Genomic DNA, 19047 nt, shown 5'->3' with positions numbered 1-19047 from the left:
ATTTTTCCCTGAGATTTCCCTGACGGGGAGTGAACCCGCCCCATCGCTGCTCCGTCCTAGAAGGCGCAAACCTCCGGTACGCCCACGATCCGCACGGCTACCGGATCAACGATCTCTCGCGGAGCCACGGGAAGCACGGGAAGCAATGTCTGTCACGGTAGATGGGGACAAATCCGGATCGGTTCCGGATCATGTACGACGGATTCTGCGCGGACCCCGACCTGAGAAGGTCCCCGCACTCGTCGGAACCGCCTGCACACTGATCGGCCTGATCGACGTCGCCGCGGGTGTCTTCCCGCGGTTCCGCGCCAGCCGCATGCACGCCGTCGCCGAGATCCTGCCCGGCACCCTCGGCCCGCTCTCCGCGGCCCTCTCACTCAGCGCCGGCGTCCTGCTCCTCCTCCTCGCCCACGGCCTCAAGCGCAACAAGCGCCGCGCCTGGCGCGCCGCCGTCGTCCTGCTGCCACTCGGCGCCGCCGCCCAGTTCGTCTGGCGCCACTCCCTCACCGGAGCACTGCTCTCCCTCGCGCTGCTCGCCCTGCTCGTACGCCACCGCGACCAGTTCGCCGCCCTGCCCGACCCCCGCAGCCGCTGGCGCGCCCTCGCCAACTTCGTCCTCATGGGCGCCGGGTCCATCGCCCTCGGCCTCGTGATCGTCAGCGCCCACCCGCGCCGGGTCATCGGCAGCCCCAGCCTCACCGACCGCCTCGAACACGTCCTCTACGGCCTCTTCGGCGTCGAAGGCCCCGTCGACTACGCCGGCAACGTCAGCTGGACCGTCGGCTACTCCCTCGGCGCCCTCGGCATGCTCACCGCCCTCACCACCATCTACCTCGCCTTCCGCCCCGAGCACCCCGCCGCCCGGCTCACCGAGGACGACGAGACCCGACTGCGCGCCCTCCTCGACAAGCACGGCGCCCGGGACTCCCTCGGCCACTTCGCCCTCCGCCGCGACAAGGGCGTCGTCTTCTCCCCCAGCGGCAAGGCCGCCGTCTGCTACCGCGTCGTCTCCGGCGTCATGCTCGCCAGCGGCGACCCCATCGGCGACGTCGAGGCCTGGCCCGGCGCCATCGAACGCTTCATGGACGAGGCCAAGGCCCACTCCTGGACCCCCGCCGTCATGGGCTGCTCCGAGACCGGCGGCCAGGTCTGGACCCGCGAGACCGGCCTCGACGCCCTCGAACTCGGCGACGAGGCCGTCGTCGACGTCGCCGACTTCTCCCTCTCCGGCCGCGCCATGCGCAACGTCCGCCAGATGGTCAAGCGCATCGAACGCAACGGCTACACCACCAAAGTCCGCCGGGTCGCCGACCTCACCGACGGCGAACTCGCCCGCATCCGCCGCGCCGCCGAGGACTGGCGCGGCACCGACACCGAACGCGGCTTCTCCATGGCCCTCGGCCGCATCGGCGACGCCGACGACGGCGACGCCGTCATAGCGACCGCCCACAAAGACGACCCCGACCACGCCGACTCCCCCTACGGCGACCTGAAGGCGATCATCCACTTCGTCCCGTGGGGCAAGGACGGCATGTCCCTGGAGCTCATGCGCCGCGACCGCAGCGCCGACCCCGGCATGAACGAGCTCCTCATCGTCGCCTCCCTCCAGGACGCCCCCCGCCTCGGCATCAAGCGCGTCTCCCTCAACTTCGCCATGTTCCGCGCCGCCCTCGCCCGCGGCGAGAAGATCGGCGCCGGCCCCGTCCTCCGCCTCTGGCGCGGCCTGCTCGTCTTCCTCTCCCGCTGGTTCCAGATCGAGTCCCTCTACAAGTTCAACGCCAAGTTCCAGCCCCGCTGGGAACCCCGCTTCGTCATCTACCGCAAAAGCCGCGACCTCCCCCGCATCGGCTTCGCCGCCATGCAGGCCGAAGGCTTCGTGAACTTCACCCTCCCCCGCCCCTTCCGCCGCCGCTCCCACCCCCCGGCCCCCCGCCCCTGCGCCCACATCGTCCCGGGCCAGCAGGAGCACGAGGTCCGCGCGGCCTGACGGGCCCCCCGGGCCCTACGCTGGACGCATGAGTACGACGATCGACCGGGGCACGGCGCTCGGCCTGCCGGAGTGGGACCGCTGCGCGGTCATGGGCGTGGTCAACGTGACCCCCGACTCCTTCTCCGACGGCGGCCGCTGGTTCGACACCACGGCCGCCGTCAAACACGGGCTCGAACTCGTCGCCCAGGGAGCCGACCTCATCGACGTCGGCGGCGAGTCCACCCGCCCCGGCGCCACCCGCGTCGACCCCGACGAAGAGCTCCGCCGCGTCATCCCCGTGGTCCGCGGACTCGCCGCCGAAGGCGTCACCGTCTCCGTCGACACCATGCGCGCCACCGTCGCGGCCCGCGCCGTCGCCGCCGGCGCCACCCTCGTCAACGACGTCAGCGGCGGCCTCGCCGACCCCGAGATGATCCCCGCCGTCGCCGCCGCCGAGGTCCCCTTCGTCGTCATGCACTGGCGCGGCTTCAGCGAGAACATGAACAGCCTCGCCGTCTACGACGACGTCGTCGGCGAAGTCGTCACCGAACTCCACACCCGCATGGAAGCCGTCATCGACGGCGGCATCGCCCCCGAGCGCATCGTCATCGACCCCGGCCTCGGCTTCGCCAAGCTCGCCCCCCACGACCTCGCCCTCGTCGCCCACCTCCCCCGGCTGCGCGCCCTCGGCCGCCCGCTCCTGGTCGCCGCCTCCCGCAAGCGCTTCCTCGGCCACGTCCTCGCCCACGAGGGCGCCGCCCCACCGCCCGCCCGCGAACGCGACGCCGCCACCGCCGCCGTCTCCGCCATCGCCGCCCACGAGGGCGCCTGGGCCGTCCGCGTCCACGAGGTCCGCGCCACCGCCGACGCCGTACGGGTCGCCAGAGCCGTCGAGGGAGCCGCGTGACCCGCGCCCGCCAGGCCGACCGCGCCGCCGTCGAAGCCGCCAACACCGCCTTCTACGAGGCGATGGAACAGGGCGACTTCGACGCCATCACCGAACTCTGGCTCGACGACGGCGCCACCCCCATCTCCTGCGTCCACCCCGGCTGGCCCGTCCTCTCCGGCCGCGGCGAGGTGCTCCGCTCGTACGCGCTGATCATGGCGAACACGGACTACATCCAGTTCTTCCTCACCGACGTCGAGATCTCCCTGGCCGGCGACGTGGCGGTCGTCACGTGCACCGAGAACATCCTCAGCGGCGGCCCCGCCGAGGACGGCGCCTCCCTCGGCCCCCTCGTCGGACAGCTCGTCGTCGCCACCAACGTCTTCCGCCGCACGTCAGAAGGCTGGCGCATCTGGTCCCACCACGGCTCCCCGGTGATCCCGGAAACCGACCAGAACGGCTCCGAGGACCCCGCCGACTGACCACCGCCCCGACCCCGCCCGAACCCCCGAGCGACCCGGCTGTCGGTGCCCGACGGTAGATTCGGTGGTGGACACCCGGCCGTCCGCACCCGGCTGCGTGGCCACCCGTACTACGACAGCAGGAGTGATTCGCGTGGATCGTGTCGCGCTGCGCGGCCTCAAGGCCCGAGGACACCACGGCGTCTTCCCCAAGGAGCGCGAGGAGGGCCAGACCTTCATCGTCGACCTCACCCTCGGCCTGGACACCCGCGCCGCCGCCGCCGACGACGACCTGACGAAGACCGTCCACTACGGCGTCGTCGCCGAAGAGGTCGTCGACGTCGTCCAGGGCGAGCCCGTGGACCTGATCGAAACGCTCGCCGAACGCATCGCCCAGCAGTGCCTCAAGCACGCCGGCGTCCAGGAGGTCGAGGTCGTCGTCCACAAGCCGGACGCGCCCATCACGGTCCCCTTCGACGACGTGACCGTCACCATCACCCGGAGCCGCGCATGAAGCCCCAGCACAGCGATCCGACCGTCCAGCCGGTCCCCGCGGCCGTCACCGCCGCCGTCGACGCCGCCGACGTCACCCTCTCCAACCCCAAATGGGCCGTCCTCGCCCTCGGAGCCAACCTCGGCAACCGCCTGGAGACCCTCCAGGGCACCGTCGACGCCCTCGAGGACACCCCCGGCCTCCGCGTGAAGGCCGTCTCCCCCGTCTACGAGACGGAGCCCTGGGGCGTCGACCCCGGCACCCAGCCCTCGTACCTCAACGCGGTCCTCCTCGTGAAGACCACCCTCCCCCCGTCCTCCCTCCTGGAGCGCGCCCACGCCGTCGAGGAGGCCTTCCACCGCGTCCGCGAGGAGCGCTGGGGCGCCCGCACCCTCGACGTCGACATCATCACGTACGCCGACGTCGTCTCCGACGACCCGGTCCTCACCCTCCCCCACCCGCGGGCCCACCAGCGCGCCTTCGTCCTCGCCCCCTGGCACGACGTGGACCCCGAGGCCCGCATCCCCGGCCACGGCCCCGTCGCCCACCTCCTGACCGCCCTCGGCAGCGAGGGCGTCACGCCGCGCCCCGACCTGGAACTCCGACTCCCCGAGTAGTCGTTACGCTCGGCAGAGATCGTCGCTCCGACCACGCGAAGGACACCCGGTGAAACAACTGCGGCTCAAGGTGCTCGCCGGACTCTTCGTGGTCGCCGGCATCCTCTCCTGGGGCGCCGCCCGGCTCTGGGACTCGGTCGGCACCCTCCCCAGCGTGCCGCTCGCCGCACCCATCGTCCTGGCGGCCATCGCCGTCGTCCTCACCGCCACGGCCCTCTCGCTGCGCGCCCGCCTCAGGGCCCAGCGCGAGCGCCGCCCCGGCGCCAAGGGCGTCGAACCCCTCATGGCCGCCCGTGCGGTCGTCTTCGGCCAGGCCAGCGCCCTCGTCGCCGCCCTGGTCGCCGGCATGTACGGCGGCACGGGCGTCTTCCTCCTCGGCTCGCTCGACATCCCCGCCCGCCGCGACCAGGCCATCTACGCCGCCTTCGCCGTCCTGGCCGGCATCGGCGTCATCGCCGCCGCCCTCTTCCTGGAACGGGTCTGCAGGCTCCCGGAGGACGAGGACGCCGCCGGGGGCAAGAACGGCGAAGGCCCGGGCAGGGCCCGGGCCTGAGAAGCACCGTCGTCGCGGTCCACGCGGTCAGCGCGCCATGATCAGGCTCATCGCCTCGGCCCGGGTCGCGGGGTCGCGCAGCTGGCCGCGCACGGCCGAGGTGATGGTCTTGGCGCCGGGCTTGCGGATGCCCCGCATCGACATGCACATGTGCTCGCACTCGAAGACCACGATCACACCGCGCGGCTCCAGGATCTCCATCAGCGAGTCGGCCACCTGGGTGGTGAGCCGTTCCTGCACCTGGGGGCGGCGGGCGTAGACGTCCACCAGCCGGGCCAGCTTCGACAGCCCGGTGATCTTCCCCGTGGTGGAGGGGATGTAGCCGACGTGGGCGACACCCCTGAACGGGACGAGGTGGTGCTCACAGGTCGAGTACACCTCGATGTCCTTGACCAGCACCATCTCGTCGTGGCCCAGGTCGAACGTCGTCGTCAGGACATCCTCGGGCCGCTGCCACAACCCGGCGAATATCTCCTTGTACGCCCGCGCAACGCGCGCAGGCGTCTCCGTCAGCCCCTCGCGGTCCGGATCCTCACCGACCGCGATGAGGAGCTCCCGTACGGCGTTCTCGGCGCGCTTCTCGTCGAACTCGCCGATCCTGCCCTCGCCGTCCAGCGTCACCGGGTCGGTCATCTGTGCCTCGTTCCGTCTGTCTGAACACGTCGCGAACAAGCCGCGCCCCCACAGGCTAGAACCTGTGGGGGCGCGGCTTCCATTCCGGGCCTTTCGGAGCCTACGGCTCCGGGGTGTCCTCCGGGGCCACCTCGATGGCCTTGGTGGTGTCGACCGGGGTCGTCGCCGAGGAGGAGCCGTTGGCGCTGTTGGTCAGGGCCAGCTCCTTCGGGGAGAGGACCGGCGGGCGGGTGGACGGGGTGCGGCGGGCCGAGCCCGTCCAGGCCGGGCGGGCCGGGCGCTTGACGATCGGGGCGAAGATCTCGGCGATCTCCTCCTTGCCCAGGGTCTCCTTCTCCAAGAGCGCCAGGACCAGGTTGTCGAGGACGTCGCGGTTCTCGACCAGGATCTCCCACGCCTCGTTGTGCGCGGTCTCGATGAGCTTCTTGACCTCTTCGTCGACCAGCGCGGCGACCTCTTCCGAGTAGTCGCGCTGGTGCGCCATCTCACGGCCGAGGAAGGGCTCGGTGTTGTCGCCGCCGAACTTGATGGCGCCGAGCCGCTCGGTCATGCCGTACTGGGTGACCATCGCGCGGGCCGTGGCGGTGGCCTTCTCGATGTCGTTCGCCGCGCCCGTGGTCGGGTCGTGGAAGACGAGCTCCTCGGCCGCGCGGCCACCCAGCATGTAGGCGAGCTGGTCGAGCATCTCGTTGCGCGTGGTCGAGTACTTGTCCTCGTCCGGCAGGACCATCGTGTAGCCCAGGGCGCGGCCGCGGGACAGGATCGTGATCTTGTGGACGGGGTCGGAGTTCGGCGAGGCCGCCGCGACCAGGGCGTGACCGCCCTCGTGGTACGCGGTGATCTTCTTTTCCTTGTCCGACATGATCCGGGTCCGCTTCTGCGGGCCCGCCACGACGCGGTCGATGGCCTCGTCCAGCGCCTTGTTGTCGATCAGCTTCTGGTCCGAACGGGCGGTGAGGAGCGCCGCCTCGTTGAGGACGTTGGACAGGTCCGCGCCGGTGAAGCCCGGGGTGCGGCGTGCGACCGCGCCCAGGTCGACGTCCGGGGCGACCGGCTTGCCCTTCTGGTGGACCTTGAGGATCTCCAGGCGGCCCTGCATGTCGGGGCGGTCGACGGCGATCTGCCGGTCGAAGCGGCCCGGGCGCAGGAGCGCGGGGTCGAGGATGTCGGGGCGGTTCGTGGCGGCGATCAGGATGACGCCGCCCTTCACGTCGAAGCCGTCCATCTCGACGAGCAGCTGGTTGAGCGTCTGCTCGCGCTCGTCGTGACCGCCGCCGAGGCCGGCGCCGCGGTGGCGTCCGACGGCGTCGATCTCGTCGACGAAGACGATCGCCGGGGCGTTCGCCTTGGCCTGCTCGAAGAGGTCGCGGACCCGGCTGGCGCCGACGCCGACGAACATCTCGACGAAGTCGGAGCCGGAGATCGAGTAGAACGGCACCCCGGCCTCGCCGGCGACGGCGCGCGCGAGGAGCGTCTTGCCGGTTCCAGGCGGGCCGTACAGGAGCACGCCCTTGGGGATCTTGGCGCCGACGGCCTGGAACTTGGCCGGCTCCTGCAGGAACTCCTTGATCTCGTGGAGTTCCTCGACGGCCTCGTCGGAGCCCGCGACGTCGGCGAAGGTGGTCTTCGGGGTGTCCTTGGTGATGAGCTTCGCCTTGGACTTGCCGAAGTTCATGACGCGGGAGCCGCCGCCCTGCATCTGGTTCATCAGGAACAGGAAGACGACCACGATGAGGACGAAGGGCAGCAGGGAGAGCAGGACCGAGACGAACGGGGACTGCTTCGTCGGGGAGACGGTGTAGCCCTTTTCGATCTGTCCGGCTTCGAACTTCTCCTGCAGCTTGTCGGCCAGGTCGGCGCCCTGGGTGCCGATGTAGCTGGCCTGGACCTTGCCCGACTTGTTGATCTGCTGGCCGTCGACGAGGTCGATCTTGATGACCTGCTCGTCGCCGGTGGTGAGCTTTGCGGATTTGACCTGGTTCTTGTCGATCGCCTGGACCACCTGGGAGGTGTCCACCGTCTTGTAGCCCTCGGACGAGCCGACGACCTGCATCAGCACGACCACGGCGAGGACGGCCAGCACGATCCACATGACCGGCCCACGGAAGTATCGCTTCACGTCCATCCATACGGGGCGCTGGCGCCCCGTCCCTCCTGCCCGTAGGTAAATGCTGCTGTGTGAGAAAAGCTGTTCTTCGGACGGTACCCCAGCATTGTCACCCGCGACCGTCTTCCCTTGCTTCAACGGAGGGAAGACGGTGCGGGTTCCCCTCGGGGAAGCGGTTGTCAGCCGCCGTAGACGTGCGGTGCGAGGGTGCCGACGAACGGGAGATTGCGGTACTTCTCGGCGTAGTCGAGGCCGTATCCGACGACGAACTCGTTCGGGATGTCGAAGCCGATCCACTTCACGTCGATGGCGACCTTGGCGGCGTCCGGCTTGCGCAGCAGGGTGCAGACCTCCAGGGAGGCCGGTTCGCGCGAGCCGAGGTTCGACAGGAGCCAGGACAGCGTCAGGCCCGAGTCGATGATGTCCTCGACGATCAGGACGTGCTTGCCCTTGATGTCGGTGTCGAGGTCCTTGAGGATGCGGACGACGCCGGAGGACTGGGTGCCCGCGCCGTAGGAGGAGACGGCCATCCAGTCCATGGTGACGGGGGTGGACAGCGCGCGCGCCAGGTCCGCCATCACCATCACGGCGCCCTTGAGGACGCCGACGATGAGCAGGTCCTTGCCCGCGTACTCCGCGTCGATCTTCGCGGCGAGCTCGGCGAGCTTCGCGTCGATCTCTTCCTTGGTGATGAGCACCGACTTGAGGTCGGTGCCCATGTCCTTCTCGTTCACCCGGGTCACTTTCGTTGCAGCTTGCGTCAGCCTTGCCGAATGACCAGTCTGCCACCCTGGCGGCGCGCCTCGACGCGGCCGGGCAGGTTGATGGCTCCCTGGCCGCGCCAGCCGGTGATGAGCCGGTCGACTTCCTCGATGTGGCGGGCGAAGAGGGATCCGGCGGGGGCGCCCTCGGCGATGACGGCGCGGCGCAGGATGCGGCGGCGTACGGCGGGGGGCAGGCCGAAGAGCTTGGCGCATTCGAGGCGGCCGGTGTCGTCGCGTACGGCGGCTTCCGCGTCGGCGGCCCAGGAGTCGAGGGCGTCGGCGTCGTCGCGGGAGAGTTGGGCCGTTCGGGCGAGGGCCTCGACGACTCCCTTGCCGAGCGCCTTTTCGAGGGCGGGGAGGCCCTCGTGGCGGAGGCGGGAGCGGGTGTAGGCGGGGTCGCTGTTGTGGGGGTCGTCCCACACGGCGAGTTCCTGGGCGATGCAGGCCTTGCGCACGGTCTGGCGGTCGAGCTCCAGGAAGGGGCGGCGGTAGCGGCGGGCGGTGCCGCTGACGGCGGCCATGCCGGAGAGCGAGCGGATGCCGGAGCCGCGGGCGAGGCCGAGGAGGACGGTCTCGGCCTGGTCGTCGCGGGTGTGGCCGAGGAGGATCGCGGTGGCGCCGTGGCGCTCGGCGGCGGCGTCGAGGGCGGCGTAGCGGGCGTCGCGGGCGGCGGCTTCGGGGCCTCCGTCGCGGCCGACGGTGACGGCGACGGCTTCGACGGGGTCGAGGCCGAGGGCGGTCATCCGGTCGGCGACCTCGCGGGCGCGCTGGGCGGAGCCGGTCTGGAGGCCGTGGTCGACGGTGATGCCGCCGGCGCGGATGTCGAGTTTGCGGGCTTCGAAGGCGAGCGCGGAGGCGAGCGCCATGGAGTCGGCGCCGCCGGAGCAGGCGACGAGCACCAGGGGGTGCCGGGCGGCGCCCCCGGGGTGCCCGGTCGTGGGCTCGGGCGTCCGCTCGGTGGTGTGCTCGGTGGTGTGCTCGGTGGTGTGCTCGGTGAGAACGTCGTGGAGTACGCGGCGGACCGCCAGGCGTATCGCCGCGACCGCAGGATGGGGACCCATGTCCGGTGCCCTTCGTGGAGAGAGTGGGGTGCCTCGGTCGGAGTCTTAACGGTCGGAAGTGGGGGTTCGGTCACTCAGAGTGCGACGATGGTGACAGAACCTGGCCGTTACCCGAGCATTGCACGCCTCACCCGCCGTCTACGGTCCCTCGGATGGGTGATTGGTGGGGTGTTCTTCCGCCATGCGGCACATCCGTCTCATGAGTCTGCCTTACGGTGCACCCTCGCCACCCAGTCGGCCGGTCTGGCGATCTCGGCCTTGGTCGGGAGGGTGTTGGGCGAGGTCCAGACGCGGTTGAAGCCGTCCATGCCGACCTCGTCGACGACGGCGCGGACGAAGCGCTCGCCGTCGCGGTACTGGCGCAGTTTGGCGTCGAGGCCGAGGAGCTTGCGCAGGGCGAGGTCGAGGCGGGAGGCGCCGCGGGCGCGGCGTTGCTGGAACTTCTCGCGGATCTCGGCGACGGAGGGCACGACCTCGGGTCCCACGCCGTCCATGACGTAGTCGGCGTGGCCTTCGAGCAGGGACATCACGGCGGTGAGGCGGCCGAGGATCTCGCGCTGTTCGGGGGTCTGGACGAGTTCGACGAGGGAGGGGGCGGGTTCGTCCCGTTCGCCTTCGGGGCGGCCGCCGGTGAGGGCCTGGGCGGCTTCGCGGAGGCGTTCGACGACGGTGGAGGGGTCGACGTCGGTGGCGGCGAGGAATGACTGGATCTCGCCCTGGAGGTGGTCGCGCAGCCAGGGGACGGCGGTGAACTGGGTGCGGTGGGTCTCCTCGTGGAGGCAGACCCAGAGGCGGAAGTCGTGCGGCGAGACGTCGAGCTCGCGCTCCACGTGGACGATGTTGGGGGCGACGAGCAGGAGCCGGCCGGCGCCCTCGGCGCCGTGCGGGCCGGCGGGCATCTCGCGGGTGGCGGGGGCGAAGGTCTCGTACTGGCCGAGGATGCGGGAGGCCAGGAAGGACAGCAGCATGCCGAGTTCGACGCCGGTGACCTTGCCGCCGACGCTGCCGAGGACGGCGCTGCCGGTGGTGCCGGAGCGCCGCTCCTGCATCTTGTCGAGGAGCGGGGAGAGCAGTTCGCGGAAGCCGGCGACGTTGGCCTTGATCCAGCCGGCGCGGTCGACGACGAGGACGGGCGTGTCGGGGACGGCGGCGGGGTCGTGTCCTTCGGGGAACATGCGGGTGTAGGCCCGGACGTGTTCCTCGGCGGCCTTGGCGTGTCTGCGGAGCTCGGCGACGACCTCGCGGGCCTCCTCCCGGCTCACCTCCGGGCCCGGGCGCACCAGGCGGGTCGCCGTGGCGACGGCGAGGTTCCAGTCGACCATCCCCGATGTGCTTGCACCACCGATGCTCGTCATGCGTCAACCGTACGGTCTCGCCGCCCGTTCGGTGAGGGTTCGGGCGACTGTTCCCCCGGGTCAGCGACCGGGGGCGAGGGCGGCGGAGAGCCGGTCGAGGGCGGGTTGGGCGGTGTCGGGGGAGCTGGTGCGGCCGGCGAGGAACGCGAAGGCGAGGAGCCGGCCGTCGGCGGTGACGACGGTGCCGGCGAGGGTGTTGACCCCGGTGAGGGTGCCGGTCTTGGCGCGGACGAGCCCGGCGCCGTGGGCGGTGGTTCCGCTGCCGAAGCGGCCGGCGAGGGTGCCGCTGAAGCCGCCGACGGGCAGTCCGGTGAGGACCGGGCGCAGGGCGGGGCGGGCGGGGTCGGCCGCGCGGGTGAGGATGCCGGTGAGCAGGGCGGCGGAGACCCGGTCGCGGCGGTCGAGTCCGCTGCCGTCGGCGAAGCGGGCGCCGGCGAGGGGCAGGCCGAGGCGGGCGAGTTCGTCGTGGACGGCCTTGGCGGCGCCGGTGGCGCTCGCGGGCTGCCGGTGGGCGAGGGCGGTCTGCCGGGCGAGGGCCTCGGCGAGGTCGTTGTCGCTGTGGGTGAGGGTGCGCTCGACGAGGTCGGCGAGGGGCGCGGATTCGGTACGGGCCAGGGGCGCGGCGGCGGCGCCCCTGGGGGCGCGGCCGGGGGCGGGGGTGCCCTGGACGTCGACGCCGGCGGCGCGCAGCAGCGCGGCGAAGGCGGTCGCGGTGTCGGCGGCGGGGTCGGCGGTGCGGGGCGCGGGTCCGCTGCGGCTGCCGTCGAGGCGGCCCTCGTCGGTCATGAGGGCGCTGAGCGGGGCGAGGTTCTCGTTGGGGCCGATGGGGTGGAGCGCGGGGCCCTGGTAGAGGCTCGTGTCGTAGGCGAGGCGGACGGGGGCCGGTGCGCCGGGGCGGGTTTCGAGGGCGCGGGCGGTGGCGTCGGCGAGTGCCTTGAGGCGGGTCTGGTCGAGGGTGGGGTCGCCGCCGCCGACGAGGGTGACGGTGCGCCCGTCGGGGCCGGTCGCGGTGCCGGTGACGGTGGTGGTGGCGATGCGGTGGTCGGCGCCGAGGGCGGAGAGCGCGGCGGCCGCGGTGGCGATCTTGACGGTGGAGGCGGGGGTCATGGGGGTGGCGGCGCCCTCCCCGTACAGCTGGCGTCCGGTGGTGGTGTCGACGACGGAGGCGGTGCGCAGGGGGCCGAGGCCGGGGTCGGCGAGGAGCGGGACGAGGACGGCCGCGAGGTCGGCGGGGCCGTGGGCGGTGCCGGGGCCGGGGCCGTCGCCCGTCCGGGTGGACCGCGCGGGGGCGCCGAGGGCGCGCAGCACTCCGGCGGCGCTGGGGGCCGGGGCGGGGCGGCGGGCGGCGGGCGCGCCGGGGGCGGCGGCGTGATGTGCGCCACCCCTGAGGTCGGCGGCGGCCGCCCGGGCCCGCTCGGCCTTACGCTGACCGGAGTCCCATGGGCCGGCCGCGGCCGCCGCTCCGGCGGCCAAGGTCAGACCGAGCACGGCGGAGCCCGCCACGAGCTGCCAGCTTCTCGGCTCCGGCATGTGATGACCAGCCCCTTTCGCGATCAAGACCGTGCGTGAGAGACACTTAACCACCGCGCGTCGTCGCGAGCATTGACATGTGTTGATTCAGGAGGAGATCCACCCGTGGAGTTCGACGTTCTCATCGAGATCCCCAAGGGGTCGCGGAACAAGTACGAGGTCGACCACGAGACCGGTCGGATCCGCCTGGACCGACGTCTCTTCACCTCGACCGCCTACCCGACGGACTACGGCTACGTCGAGAACACCCTCGGCGAGGACGGCGACCCGCTGGACGCGCTGGTCATCCTCGACGAGCCGACGTTCCCCGGCTGCCTCATCAAGTGCCGCGCCATCGGCATGTTCCGCATGACGGACGAGGCCGGCGGCGACGACAAGCTGCTGTGCGTCCCGGCGACGGACCCGCGCATGGAGCACCTGCGCGACATCCACCACGTGGCCGAGTTCGACCGCCTGGAGATCCAGCACTTCTTCGAGGTCTACAAGGACCTGGAGCCCGGCAAGTCCGTCGAGGGCGCCGACTGGGTCGGCCGCGCCGAGGCCGAGGCCGAGGTCGAGAAGTCGTACCAGCGCTTCAAGGAGCAGGGCGGCCACTGAGCCCCTGTCCGGCTGAGCCTGTGGAGGGCGGCGCACCTGCTGAGGTGCGCCGCCCTTCGCGCGTACATACTGGCTGGTGTCGGGCCCGGATGGGGCGCGGCCGCGTGGGTACCAGGCCGGAATGAGGGCGAAGAGAGTGGTGGCGAAGCCGGACGGTCCGAAGGAGGCCCCGGAGGACCGGAAGCCGCCCTCGGACGAGGCGCGCAGCGCGTTCGCCCCGCCGGCCGGAGTGGAGCCGCCGGAGCTCCCGGAGGAGGAGCATCCGACTTCCGAGTTCGCCCTGCCGCCGGGGCTCGCGCCGGAGCCGCCGGCCGAGCAGGAAGGTTCCGCCTTCGCGCCGCCGTCGACGTATTCGGCGGAGAGTTCGCCGCCCGCGTTCACTCCGGCGTACGGGATACCGATGGTCCGGCAGGACGCGCCCTGGCAGGACCGGATGCGGACGATGCTGCGGCTGCCGGTGGGCGAGCGGCCGGTGCCGGAGGCGCCGCGCAAGGACGACGAGGCGGGTCCCGCGGTGCCGCGGGTGCTCGACCTGACCCTGCGTATCGGGGAGCTGCTGCTCGCGGGCGGCGAGGGCGCGGAGGACGTCGAGGCGGCGATGTTCGCGATCTGCCGGTCGTACGGCCTGGACCGCTGCGAGCCGACGGTGACCTTCACGCTGCTGTCGATCACGTACCAGCCGTCGCTCGTCGACGACCCGGTGACGGCGAACCGTACGGTGCGGCGCCGGGGCACCGACTACACCCGGCTCGCCGCGGTCTACCAGCTGCTGGCGGACATCAACGACCCCGACCACGAGGTGTCGCCCGAGGAGGCGTACCGGCGGCTCGCGGAGATACGGCGCAACCGGCACCCCTACCCGGGCTGGGCGCTCACCGCCGCGGCCGGCGTCCTGGCGGGAGCGGCCTCGGTGCTGCTGGGCGGCGGGCCGACGGTGTTCTTCGTGGCGGCGCTCGGCGCGATGCTGGGCGACCGGCTCGCGTGGCTGTGCGCGGGGCGCGGGCTGCCGGAGTTCTACCAGTTCCTGGTGGCGGCGATGCCGCCGGCGGCGATGGGTGTGGCGCTGTCGCTGCTCCACACCGATCTGCGGCCCTCGGCGGTGATCACGGGTGGGCTGTTCGCACTGATCCCGGGGCGGGCCCTGGTGGCGGCCGTGCAGGACGGTCTGACCGGTTTCTACATCACGGCCTCGGCGCGGCTTCTGGAGGTCGGCTACTTCTTCGTGGCGATCGTGGTGGGCGTGCTGTCGGTGCTGTACCTGGCGGTGCAGTTCGGCGCCGAGCTCAATCCGGAGGGGGCGCTGAAGCCGGTCGAGCGGCCGGTGACGCAGATCGTGGCGTCGATGGTGCTGTGCGCGACCTTCGCGATCCTGTTGCAGCAGTCGCGGGCGACGGTGCTGTTCGCGACGTTGAACGGCGGGGTGGCCTGGGTGGTCTACGCGTCGATCGCGGTGACGGCGGGCGGCTCGACGGTGATGGCGACGGCGGTCGCGGCGGGTCTGGTGGGCCTGTTCGGGCAGTTGGCCGCGCGCTACCGGCACACCTCGTCGCTGCCGTACCTGACGGCGGCGATCGGGCCGCTGCTGCCGGGTTCGGCGACGTACTTCGGGGTGCTCGAGATCGCCCAGAACAACCTGGACCAGGGCTTCGCCTCGTTGGCGAAGGCGGCGGCCCTGGCGCTGGCGATCGCGATCGGGGTCAACCTGGGAGGCGAGCTGGCCCGCCTGTTCATGCAGGCTCCGGGCGCGGCGGCGGCCCGCCGGGCGGCGAAGCGGACCAGGGGCTTCTAGCCCGCCGGTCCGCCTGGCCGGTCCGGGTCAGCGCTTGGCGTGGCGGCCGCGCTCGGCCGGGGCGCCGGGGGCGGCGGAGGCGTCGTCGGCCTGGTTCTTCTTCGACTGGGAGCGGGCCCGCAGGTACTCGATCACGATGGGGACGACGGAGATCAGCACGATCGCGACGAGGATCAGCTCGATGTGCTTGTGCACGAAGTCGATCTTGCCGAGGGAGGCGCCGAGGAGGGTCACTCCGGCGCCCCAGAGCAGGCCGCCGATGATGTTGAAGGTGATGAAGGAGCGGTAGTTCATCCGGCTCACACCGGCGATGATCGGCGTGAAGGTGCGCACGATCGGCACGAAGCGGGCCAGGATCAGCGACTTCGGGCCGTGCTTCTCGAAGAACTCGTGCGCCTTCTCGACGTTCTCCTGCTTGAAGAGCCTGGAGTCGGGGCGGCGGAAGAGGGCCGGGCCGACCTTGCGGCCGAAGAGGTAGCCCACCTGGTCGCCGATGATCGCCGCCGCGACCACCAGGGTGCACACCATCCACAGGGGGTAGTCCAGCTTGCCCGTGGTGACGAGCAGGCCGGTGGTGAAGAGCAGCGAGTCACCGGGCAGGAAGAAGCCGATGAGCAGTCCGGACTCGGCGAAGACGATGACGAGGACACCGATCAGACCGAAGGTCTGGATCAGATAGTCCGGGTCCAGCCAGCTCGGTCCGAGGGCAAGCGTGTTCACGGTTCCGGGCTCCTGCGGTCGGTGGGGGCGTGAAGGGGAGGACGCGGGGGCGTCGAGGAGATTGTCGTACGGGACTGCGGCCCCAAGCTACCAACGTCGGGCGGACCCCCCGGGTTCCACCGTGGGCGCACCCGGGATGCGGCCCGGCCCGGCGGCCCCCAGGCTGAGGGCCAGGAGGTGGATGCGGATGAGCATCGACGAGTACGGCGGTGGCCAGGGTGCCCAGTCGGATGTGCTGGTGGTCACGACGAACGACGTGCCGGGGTACGAGGTGCGGCAGGTGATCGGGGAGGTCTTCGGTCTGACCGTGCGCTCCCGGCACCTGGGCAGCCAGATCGGCGCGGGCCTGAAGTCGATGATCGGCGGGGAGCTGAAGGGGCTGACGAAGACCCTGGTGCAGACCCGCAACCAGGCGATGGAGCGCCTGGTGGAGCAGGCGCGGGCGCGGGGCGCGAACGCGGTGCTGATGTTCCGCTTCGACGTCACGGAGGCCGCGGACGTGGGCACGGAGGTGTGCGCGTACGGCACCGCGGTGGTGATCGCGCCCCGCCCCTGAGGCGACCGCCCGGTCCTGACGCGACCGCCCGGTCCTGAGGCGGCCGCCCGGTCCTGACGCGGCGTGAGGCGTGCGCCGCGCAGGGCCGGTTCGGGCACTCTCGGGATGTTGTGCGCCTTTTGTCCACTTATGGTGAGTCGGTGGCCATCGATACCTCCGCCCCCGCGGCGCCCCATCGGATCCTGTTGCCCCAGATCCTGCCCGCCCTGGTGGTCGGCGTCGGCTCGGCCCTGCTGTTCCTCGGGGTCAGCGCGATCGCCGACCGGCTCCAGCACGTGCTGTGGCACACCCTTCCGGACGCGCTCGGCATCGGGAACTACTCCTCGCTCTGGATGATCACCATGCTGACCGCGACCGGCATCGCGGTCGGCCTCGTGGTGTGGAAGGTGTACGGGCACGCCGGCTCCGACCCGGCCGAGGGCGGGCTCGGCGGGCCGCCGATCGCCCCCTCGGTGGTGCCGGGACTGCTCGTCGCCAGCACCCTCGCGCTGGCCGGCGGCGTCAGCCTCGGTCCGGAGAACCCGACGATCGTCGCGGCCGTCGCCCTCGCCTTCTGGCTGGGCACCAAGGCCCTGCCCGCCGTGCCCGGCGCGCTGTGGGTGTCGCTGGCCACCGCAGCCACCTTCGGCGCCCTCTTCGGGACCCCGGTCGCCGCCGCCCTCGTCCTCTCCGAGGCGATGGTCCGCCAGCCGGGCGCGGCCTCGCTGTGGGACCGGCTCTTCGCCCCGCTCGTCGCCGCCGGGGCCGGCGCCATGACCACCCAGCTGCTCTCCGACCCCAGCTTCGACATGGGGCTGCCGCCGCTGGACCACCCCGGCTTCGGGGACCTCGTCGCGGCGCTCGTCATCGCCACCCTCGGCGCCGTCTTCGGCCTGCTCCCCTGCTATGTCTTCCCGTACGTCCACCGGGCCTTCGAACGCCTCAGGCACCCGATGGTGATGCTGCCGCTCGGCGGGCTCCTGCTCGGCCTCCTCGGCGCCCTCGGCGGGCATCTGACGCTCTTCAAGGGCCTGGCGGAGACCAAGGAGCTCGCCCAGAACATCGGGGTCTTCGGCTCCGGCGAGCTGGCCAAGATGGCCGTCGTCAAGACGGCCGCCCTGCTGATCGCCGCCGCCAGCGGCTTCCGCGGCGGCCGGGTCTTCCCCGCCGTCTTCATCGGCGCCGCGTTCGGCCTGTGCGCCCAGGCCCTCGTTCCCGAGGTCCACCCGGCGGTCGCGGTCTCCGCCGGCGTCCTCGGCGTGCTGCTGGCCACCACCCGGCAGGGCTGGGTGAGCCTCTTCGTCGGCGCCGTGCTCGCCTCCTCCCCCTCGATGCTCGCCGTGCTCTGCATCGCCCTCCTGCCCGCCTGGCTGGTCGTCACCGGCCGCCCCGCGCTGGAACTCGACGAGCACGGCGAGTCCCTGCACTGATCCCCCCCCGAACCCCGAACCCCGAACGACGTCCGCCGAAGGAGAAGGAGCCGACCATGGCACTGCACAAGGGACCCGCCGACGAGGAGACCGGGCACCACCGCCGGCTCGCCCTGAACCCCTTCTACGGCGAGGCCAACCCCGTCGGCGGCATGACCGAGGCCCCACCCCGGCACCGGCTCCCCGACCGGCCGCTGCCGCCCATGAGCGCCTACCAGCTCGTCCACGACGAGCTGATGCTCGACGGCAACTCCCGTCTCAACCTCGCCACCTTCGTCACCACCTGGATGGAACCCCAGGCCGGGGTGCTCATGGGCGAGTGCCGCGACAAGAACATGATCGACAAGGACGAGTACCCGCGCACCGCCGAACTGGAGCGGCGCTGCGTCTCGATGCTCGCCCACCTGTGGAACGCCCCCGACCCGTCCGCCGCCGTCGGCTGCTCCACCACCGGCTCCAGCGAGGCCTGCATGCTCGCCGGGATGGCGCTCAAGCGCCGCTGGATGCACCGCAACGCCGACCGCTACCGGGGCGGCGCCCGCCCCAACCTGGTCATGGGGATCAACGTCCAGGTCTGCTGGGAGAAGTTCTGCAACTTCTGGGAGGTCGAGCCCCGCCTCGTCCCCATGGAAGGCGACCGCTTCCACCTCGACGCCGAGTCCGCCGCCGCGCTCTGCGACGAGAACACCATCGGCGTCGTCGCCGTCCTCGGCTCCACCTTCGACGGCTCGTACGAACCCGTCGCCGACATCTGCGCCGCCCTCGACGCGCTCCAGGAGCGGACCGGACTCGACGTCCCCGTCCACGTCGACGGCGCCTCGGGCGCCATGGTCGCGCCCTTCCTCGACGAGGACCTGGTCTGGGACTTCCGCCTCCCGCGCGTCTCCTCCATCAACACCTCCGGCCACAAGTACGGCCTCGTCTACCCCGGCGTCGGCTGGGCGCTGTGGCGCTCGCCCGCCGAGCTCCCCGACGAGCTGGTCTTCCGGGTCAACTACCTGGGCGGCGACATGCCCACCTTCGCCCTCAACTTCTCCCGGCCGGGCGCCCAGGTCGTCGCGCAGTACTACACGTTCCTCAGACTGGGCCGCGAGGGCTACCGGACGGTCCAGCAGACCAGCCGGGACGTGGCCCGCGGGCTGGCCGAACGCATCGAGGCCCTGGGCGACTTCCGCCTGCTGACCCGCGGCGACCAGCTGCCCGTCTTCGCCTTCACCACGGGCCCCGACATCACCAACTACGACGTCTTCGACGTCTCCCGCCGGCTGCGCGAACGCGGCTGGCTCGTCCCGGCGTACACCTTCCCCGCCCACCGCGAGGACCTGTCGGTGCTGCGGATCGTCTGCCGCAACGGCTTCTCCGCCGACCTGGCCGGGCTGCTCGTCGAGGACCTGGGCATGCTGCTGCCCGAACTGCGCAGCCAGTCCGCCCCCCTCACGCACGACAAGCAGGCCGCGACGTCGTTCCATCACTGAGTTCCGTCACTGAGGTCCGTCACTGGGTTCCGTTGCCGGATCGCGTCACTGGGTTGCCTCGCCGGAATGCCT

General features: G+C 71.9%; 18 protein-coding genes. 11 read left to right on the top strand and 7 right to left on the bottom strand.

Translation table 11 applies throughout. The features are described from left to right. Window positions 1-145: 145 nt before the first annotated feature. From ACH414_RS13775 to ACH414_RS13750, 6 genes are all read left to right on the top strand, one after another. On the top strand, window positions 146-1987 hold the full coding sequence (locus tag ACH414_RS13775; RefSeq protein WP_398941899.1) for a phosphatidylglycerol lysyltransferase domain-containing protein: 1842 nt from the start codon (window positions 146-148) through the stop codon (window positions 1985-1987). A gap of 28 nt (window positions 1988-2015) precedes the next feature. Beyond that, window positions 2016-2876: a dihydropteroate synthase gene (gene folP, locus ACH414_RS13770; protein ID WP_382546791.1), complete on the top strand. Its 861-nt coding sequence runs from the start codon at window positions 2016-2018 to the stop codon at window positions 2874-2876. 62 nt (window positions 2877-2938) lie between these two features. Continuing rightward, window positions 2939-3337: a nuclear transport factor 2 family protein gene (locus ACH414_RS13765; protein ID WP_382547188.1), complete on the top strand. Its 399-nt coding sequence runs from the start codon at window positions 2939-2941 to the stop codon at window positions 3335-3337. A 133-nt stretch (window positions 3338-3470) separates the two neighbouring features. Beyond that, the gene (gene folB, locus ACH414_RS13760; RefSeq protein WP_356698728.1) at window positions 3471-3830 is read left to right on the top strand and encodes a dihydroneopterin aldolase; all 360 of its coding nucleotides are present in this window, start codon (window positions 3471-3473) and stop codon (window positions 3828-3830) included. Then, window positions 3827-4426 (top strand): 2-amino-4-hydroxy-6-hydroxymethyldihydropteridine diphosphokinase, encoded by a 600-nt coding sequence (folK, locus tag ACH414_RS13755; protein ID WP_382546794.1) that lies wholly within the window; start codon window positions 3827-3829, stop codon window positions 4424-4426. The genes folB and folK overlap by 4 nt, the downstream gene beginning before the upstream one ends. A gap of 49 nt (window positions 4427-4475) precedes the next feature. Next, on the top strand, window positions 4476-4979 hold the full coding sequence (locus ACH414_RS13750; protein ID WP_382546797.1) for a DUF3180 domain-containing protein: 504 nt from the start codon (window positions 4476-4478) through the stop codon (window positions 4977-4979). Between the two features lie 27 nt (window positions 4980-5006). Here ACH414_RS13750 and folE read toward each other — a convergent pair whose 3' ends face one another. The 6 genes from folE to dacB all read right to left on the bottom strand — a co-directional run bounded on the left by folE (window position 5007) and on the right by dacB (window position 12429). Then, window positions 5007-5612 carry a GTP cyclohydrolase I FolE gene (gene folE, locus ACH414_RS13745; RefSeq protein WP_398941897.1) on the bottom strand — a complete coding sequence of 202 codons (606 nt, stop codon included), beginning with the start codon at window positions 5610-5612 and terminating at the stop codon, window positions 5007-5009. A 100-nt stretch (window positions 5613-5712) separates the two neighbouring features. Beyond that, window positions 5713-7737, bottom strand: coding sequence for an ATP-dependent zinc metalloprotease FtsH (gene ftsH / locus ACH414_RS13740; protein WP_382546802.1), 2025 nt, complete (start codon window positions 7735-7737; stop codon window positions 5713-5715). Between the two features lie 161 nt (window positions 7738-7898). Continuing rightward, entirely contained in the window at window positions 7899-8438 is a 540-nt protein-coding gene (hpt, locus tag ACH414_RS13735) for a hypoxanthine phosphoribosyltransferase (protein WP_132917781.1), read from the bottom strand. Window positions 8439-8479: 41 nt separating this feature from the next. Further along, a complete protein-coding gene (gene tilS / locus ACH414_RS13730) occupies window positions 8480-9544 on the bottom strand; it encodes a tRNA lysidine(34) synthetase TilS (protein ID WP_398941895.1) in 1065 nt (354 codons plus the stop codon). Between the two features lie 197 nt (window positions 9545-9741). Further along, on the bottom strand, window positions 9742-10899 hold the full coding sequence (locus tag ACH414_RS13725; RefSeq protein ID WP_382546808.1) for a zinc-dependent metalloprotease: 1158 nt from the start codon (window positions 10897-10899) through the stop codon (window positions 9742-9744). A 60-nt stretch (window positions 10900-10959) separates the two neighbouring features. After that, the gene (gene dacB / locus ACH414_RS13720; protein ID WP_386563807.1) at window positions 10960-12429 is read right to left on the bottom strand and encodes a D-alanyl-D-alanine carboxypeptidase/D-alanyl-D-alanine-endopeptidase; all 1470 of its coding nucleotides are present in this window, start codon (window positions 12427-12429) and stop codon (window positions 10960-10962) included. A 105-nt stretch (window positions 12430-12534) separates the two neighbouring features. Between dacB and ACH414_RS13715 the strand changes: the two genes are divergently transcribed. Together ACH414_RS13715 and ACH414_RS13710 are read left to right on the top strand one after the other, a co-directional pair. Next, entirely contained in the window at window positions 12535-13026 is a 492-nt protein-coding gene (locus tag ACH414_RS13715; RefSeq protein WP_382546813.1) for an inorganic diphosphatase, read from the top strand. 136 nt (window positions 13027-13162) lie between these two features. Then, window positions 13163-14815: a threonine/serine exporter family protein gene (locus ACH414_RS13710; RefSeq protein WP_382547192.1), complete on the top strand. Its 1653-nt coding sequence runs from the start codon at window positions 13163-13165 to the stop codon at window positions 14813-14815. A 27-nt stretch (window positions 14816-14842) separates the two neighbouring features. Here the strand turns inward: ACH414_RS13710 and ACH414_RS13705 are convergent, their stop codons facing one another. Further along, entirely contained in the window at window positions 14843-15535 is a 693-nt protein-coding gene (locus ACH414_RS13705) for a DedA family protein (protein WP_382546816.1), read from the bottom strand. Window positions 15536-15722: 187 nt separating this feature from the next. Between ACH414_RS13705 and ACH414_RS13700 the strand changes: the two genes are divergently transcribed. The 3 genes from ACH414_RS13700 to ACH414_RS13690 all read left to right on the top strand — a co-directional run bounded on the left by ACH414_RS13700 (window position 15723) and on the right by ACH414_RS13690 (window position 18975). After that, window positions 15723-16091, top strand: a complete 369-nt coding sequence (locus ACH414_RS13700) for a YbjQ family protein (protein ID WP_382546819.1) — start codon at window positions 15723-15725, stop codon at window positions 16089-16091. Window positions 16092-16231: 140 nt separating this feature from the next. After that, window positions 16232-17500 (top strand): ion channel protein, encoded by a 1269-nt coding sequence (locus ACH414_RS13695; protein WP_382546821.1) that lies wholly within the window; start codon window positions 16232-16234, stop codon window positions 17498-17500. A 56-nt stretch (window positions 17501-17556) separates the two neighbouring features. Further along, a complete protein-coding gene (locus ACH414_RS13690) occupies window positions 17557-18975 on the top strand; it encodes a glutamate decarboxylase (RefSeq protein WP_398941894.1) in 1419 nt (472 codons plus the stop codon). Window positions 18976-19047 lie beyond the last annotated feature (72 nt).

Origin of the sequence: Streptomyces sp. NPDC020422 (assembly GCF_044386705.1) — a bacterium.
Taxonomy (GTDB): domain Bacteria; phylum Actinomycetota; class Actinomycetes; order Streptomycetales; family Streptomycetaceae; genus Streptomyces.
The sequence above is the reverse complement of the archived record's forward strand: the minus strand, read 5'-3'. Positions and strand labels throughout refer to the sequence as shown.

What these genes read in the sequence shown, in the direction of transcription:
- ACH414_RS13725 (WP_382546808.1), bottom strand. Translation starts at nt 10,899, where the DNA reads ATGACGAGCATCGGTGGTGCAAGCACATCGGGGATGGTCGACTGGAAC.
- ACH414_RS13690 (WP_398941894.1), top strand. Translation starts at nt 17,557, where the DNA reads ATGGCACTGCACAAGGGACCCGCCGACGAGGAGACCGGGCACCACCGC.
- ftsH (WP_382546802.1), bottom strand. Translation starts at nt 7,737, where the DNA reads ATGGACGTGAAGCGATACTTCCGTGGGCCGGTCATGTGGATCGTGCTG.
- folE (WP_398941897.1), bottom strand. Translation starts at nt 5,612, where the DNA reads ATGACCGACCCGGTGACGCTGGACGGCGAGGGCAGGATCGGCGAGTTC.
- folK (WP_382546794.1), top strand. Translation starts at nt 3,827, where the DNA reads ATGAAGCCCCAGCACAGCGATCCGACCGTCCAGCCGGTCCCCGCGGCC.
- dacB (WP_386563807.1), bottom strand. Translation starts at nt 12,429, where the DNA reads ATGCCGGAGCCGAGAAGCTGGCAGCTCGTGGCGGGCTCCGCCGTGCTC.
- ACH414_RS13775 (WP_398941899.1), top strand. Translation starts at nt 146, where the DNA reads ATGTCTGTCACGGTAGATGGGGACAAATCCGGATCGGTTCCGGATCAT.
- hpt (WP_132917781.1), bottom strand. Translation starts at nt 8,438, where the DNA reads ATGGGCACCGACCTCAAGTCGGTGCTCATCACCAAGGAAGAGATCGAC.
- ACH414_RS13700 (WP_382546819.1), top strand. Translation starts at nt 15,723, where the DNA reads ATGAGCATCGACGAGTACGGCGGTGGCCAGGGTGCCCAGTCGGATGTG.
- ACH414_RS13765 (WP_382547188.1), top strand. Translation starts at nt 2,939, where the DNA reads ATGGAACAGGGCGACTTCGACGCCATCACCGAACTCTGGCTCGACGAC.
- tilS (WP_398941895.1), bottom strand. Translation starts at nt 9,544, where the DNA reads ATGGGTCCCCATCCTGCGGTCGCGGCGATACGCCTGGCGGTCCGCCGC.
- folP (WP_382546791.1), top strand. Translation starts at nt 2,016, where the DNA reads ATGAGTACGACGATCGACCGGGGCACGGCGCTCGGCCTGCCGGAGTGG.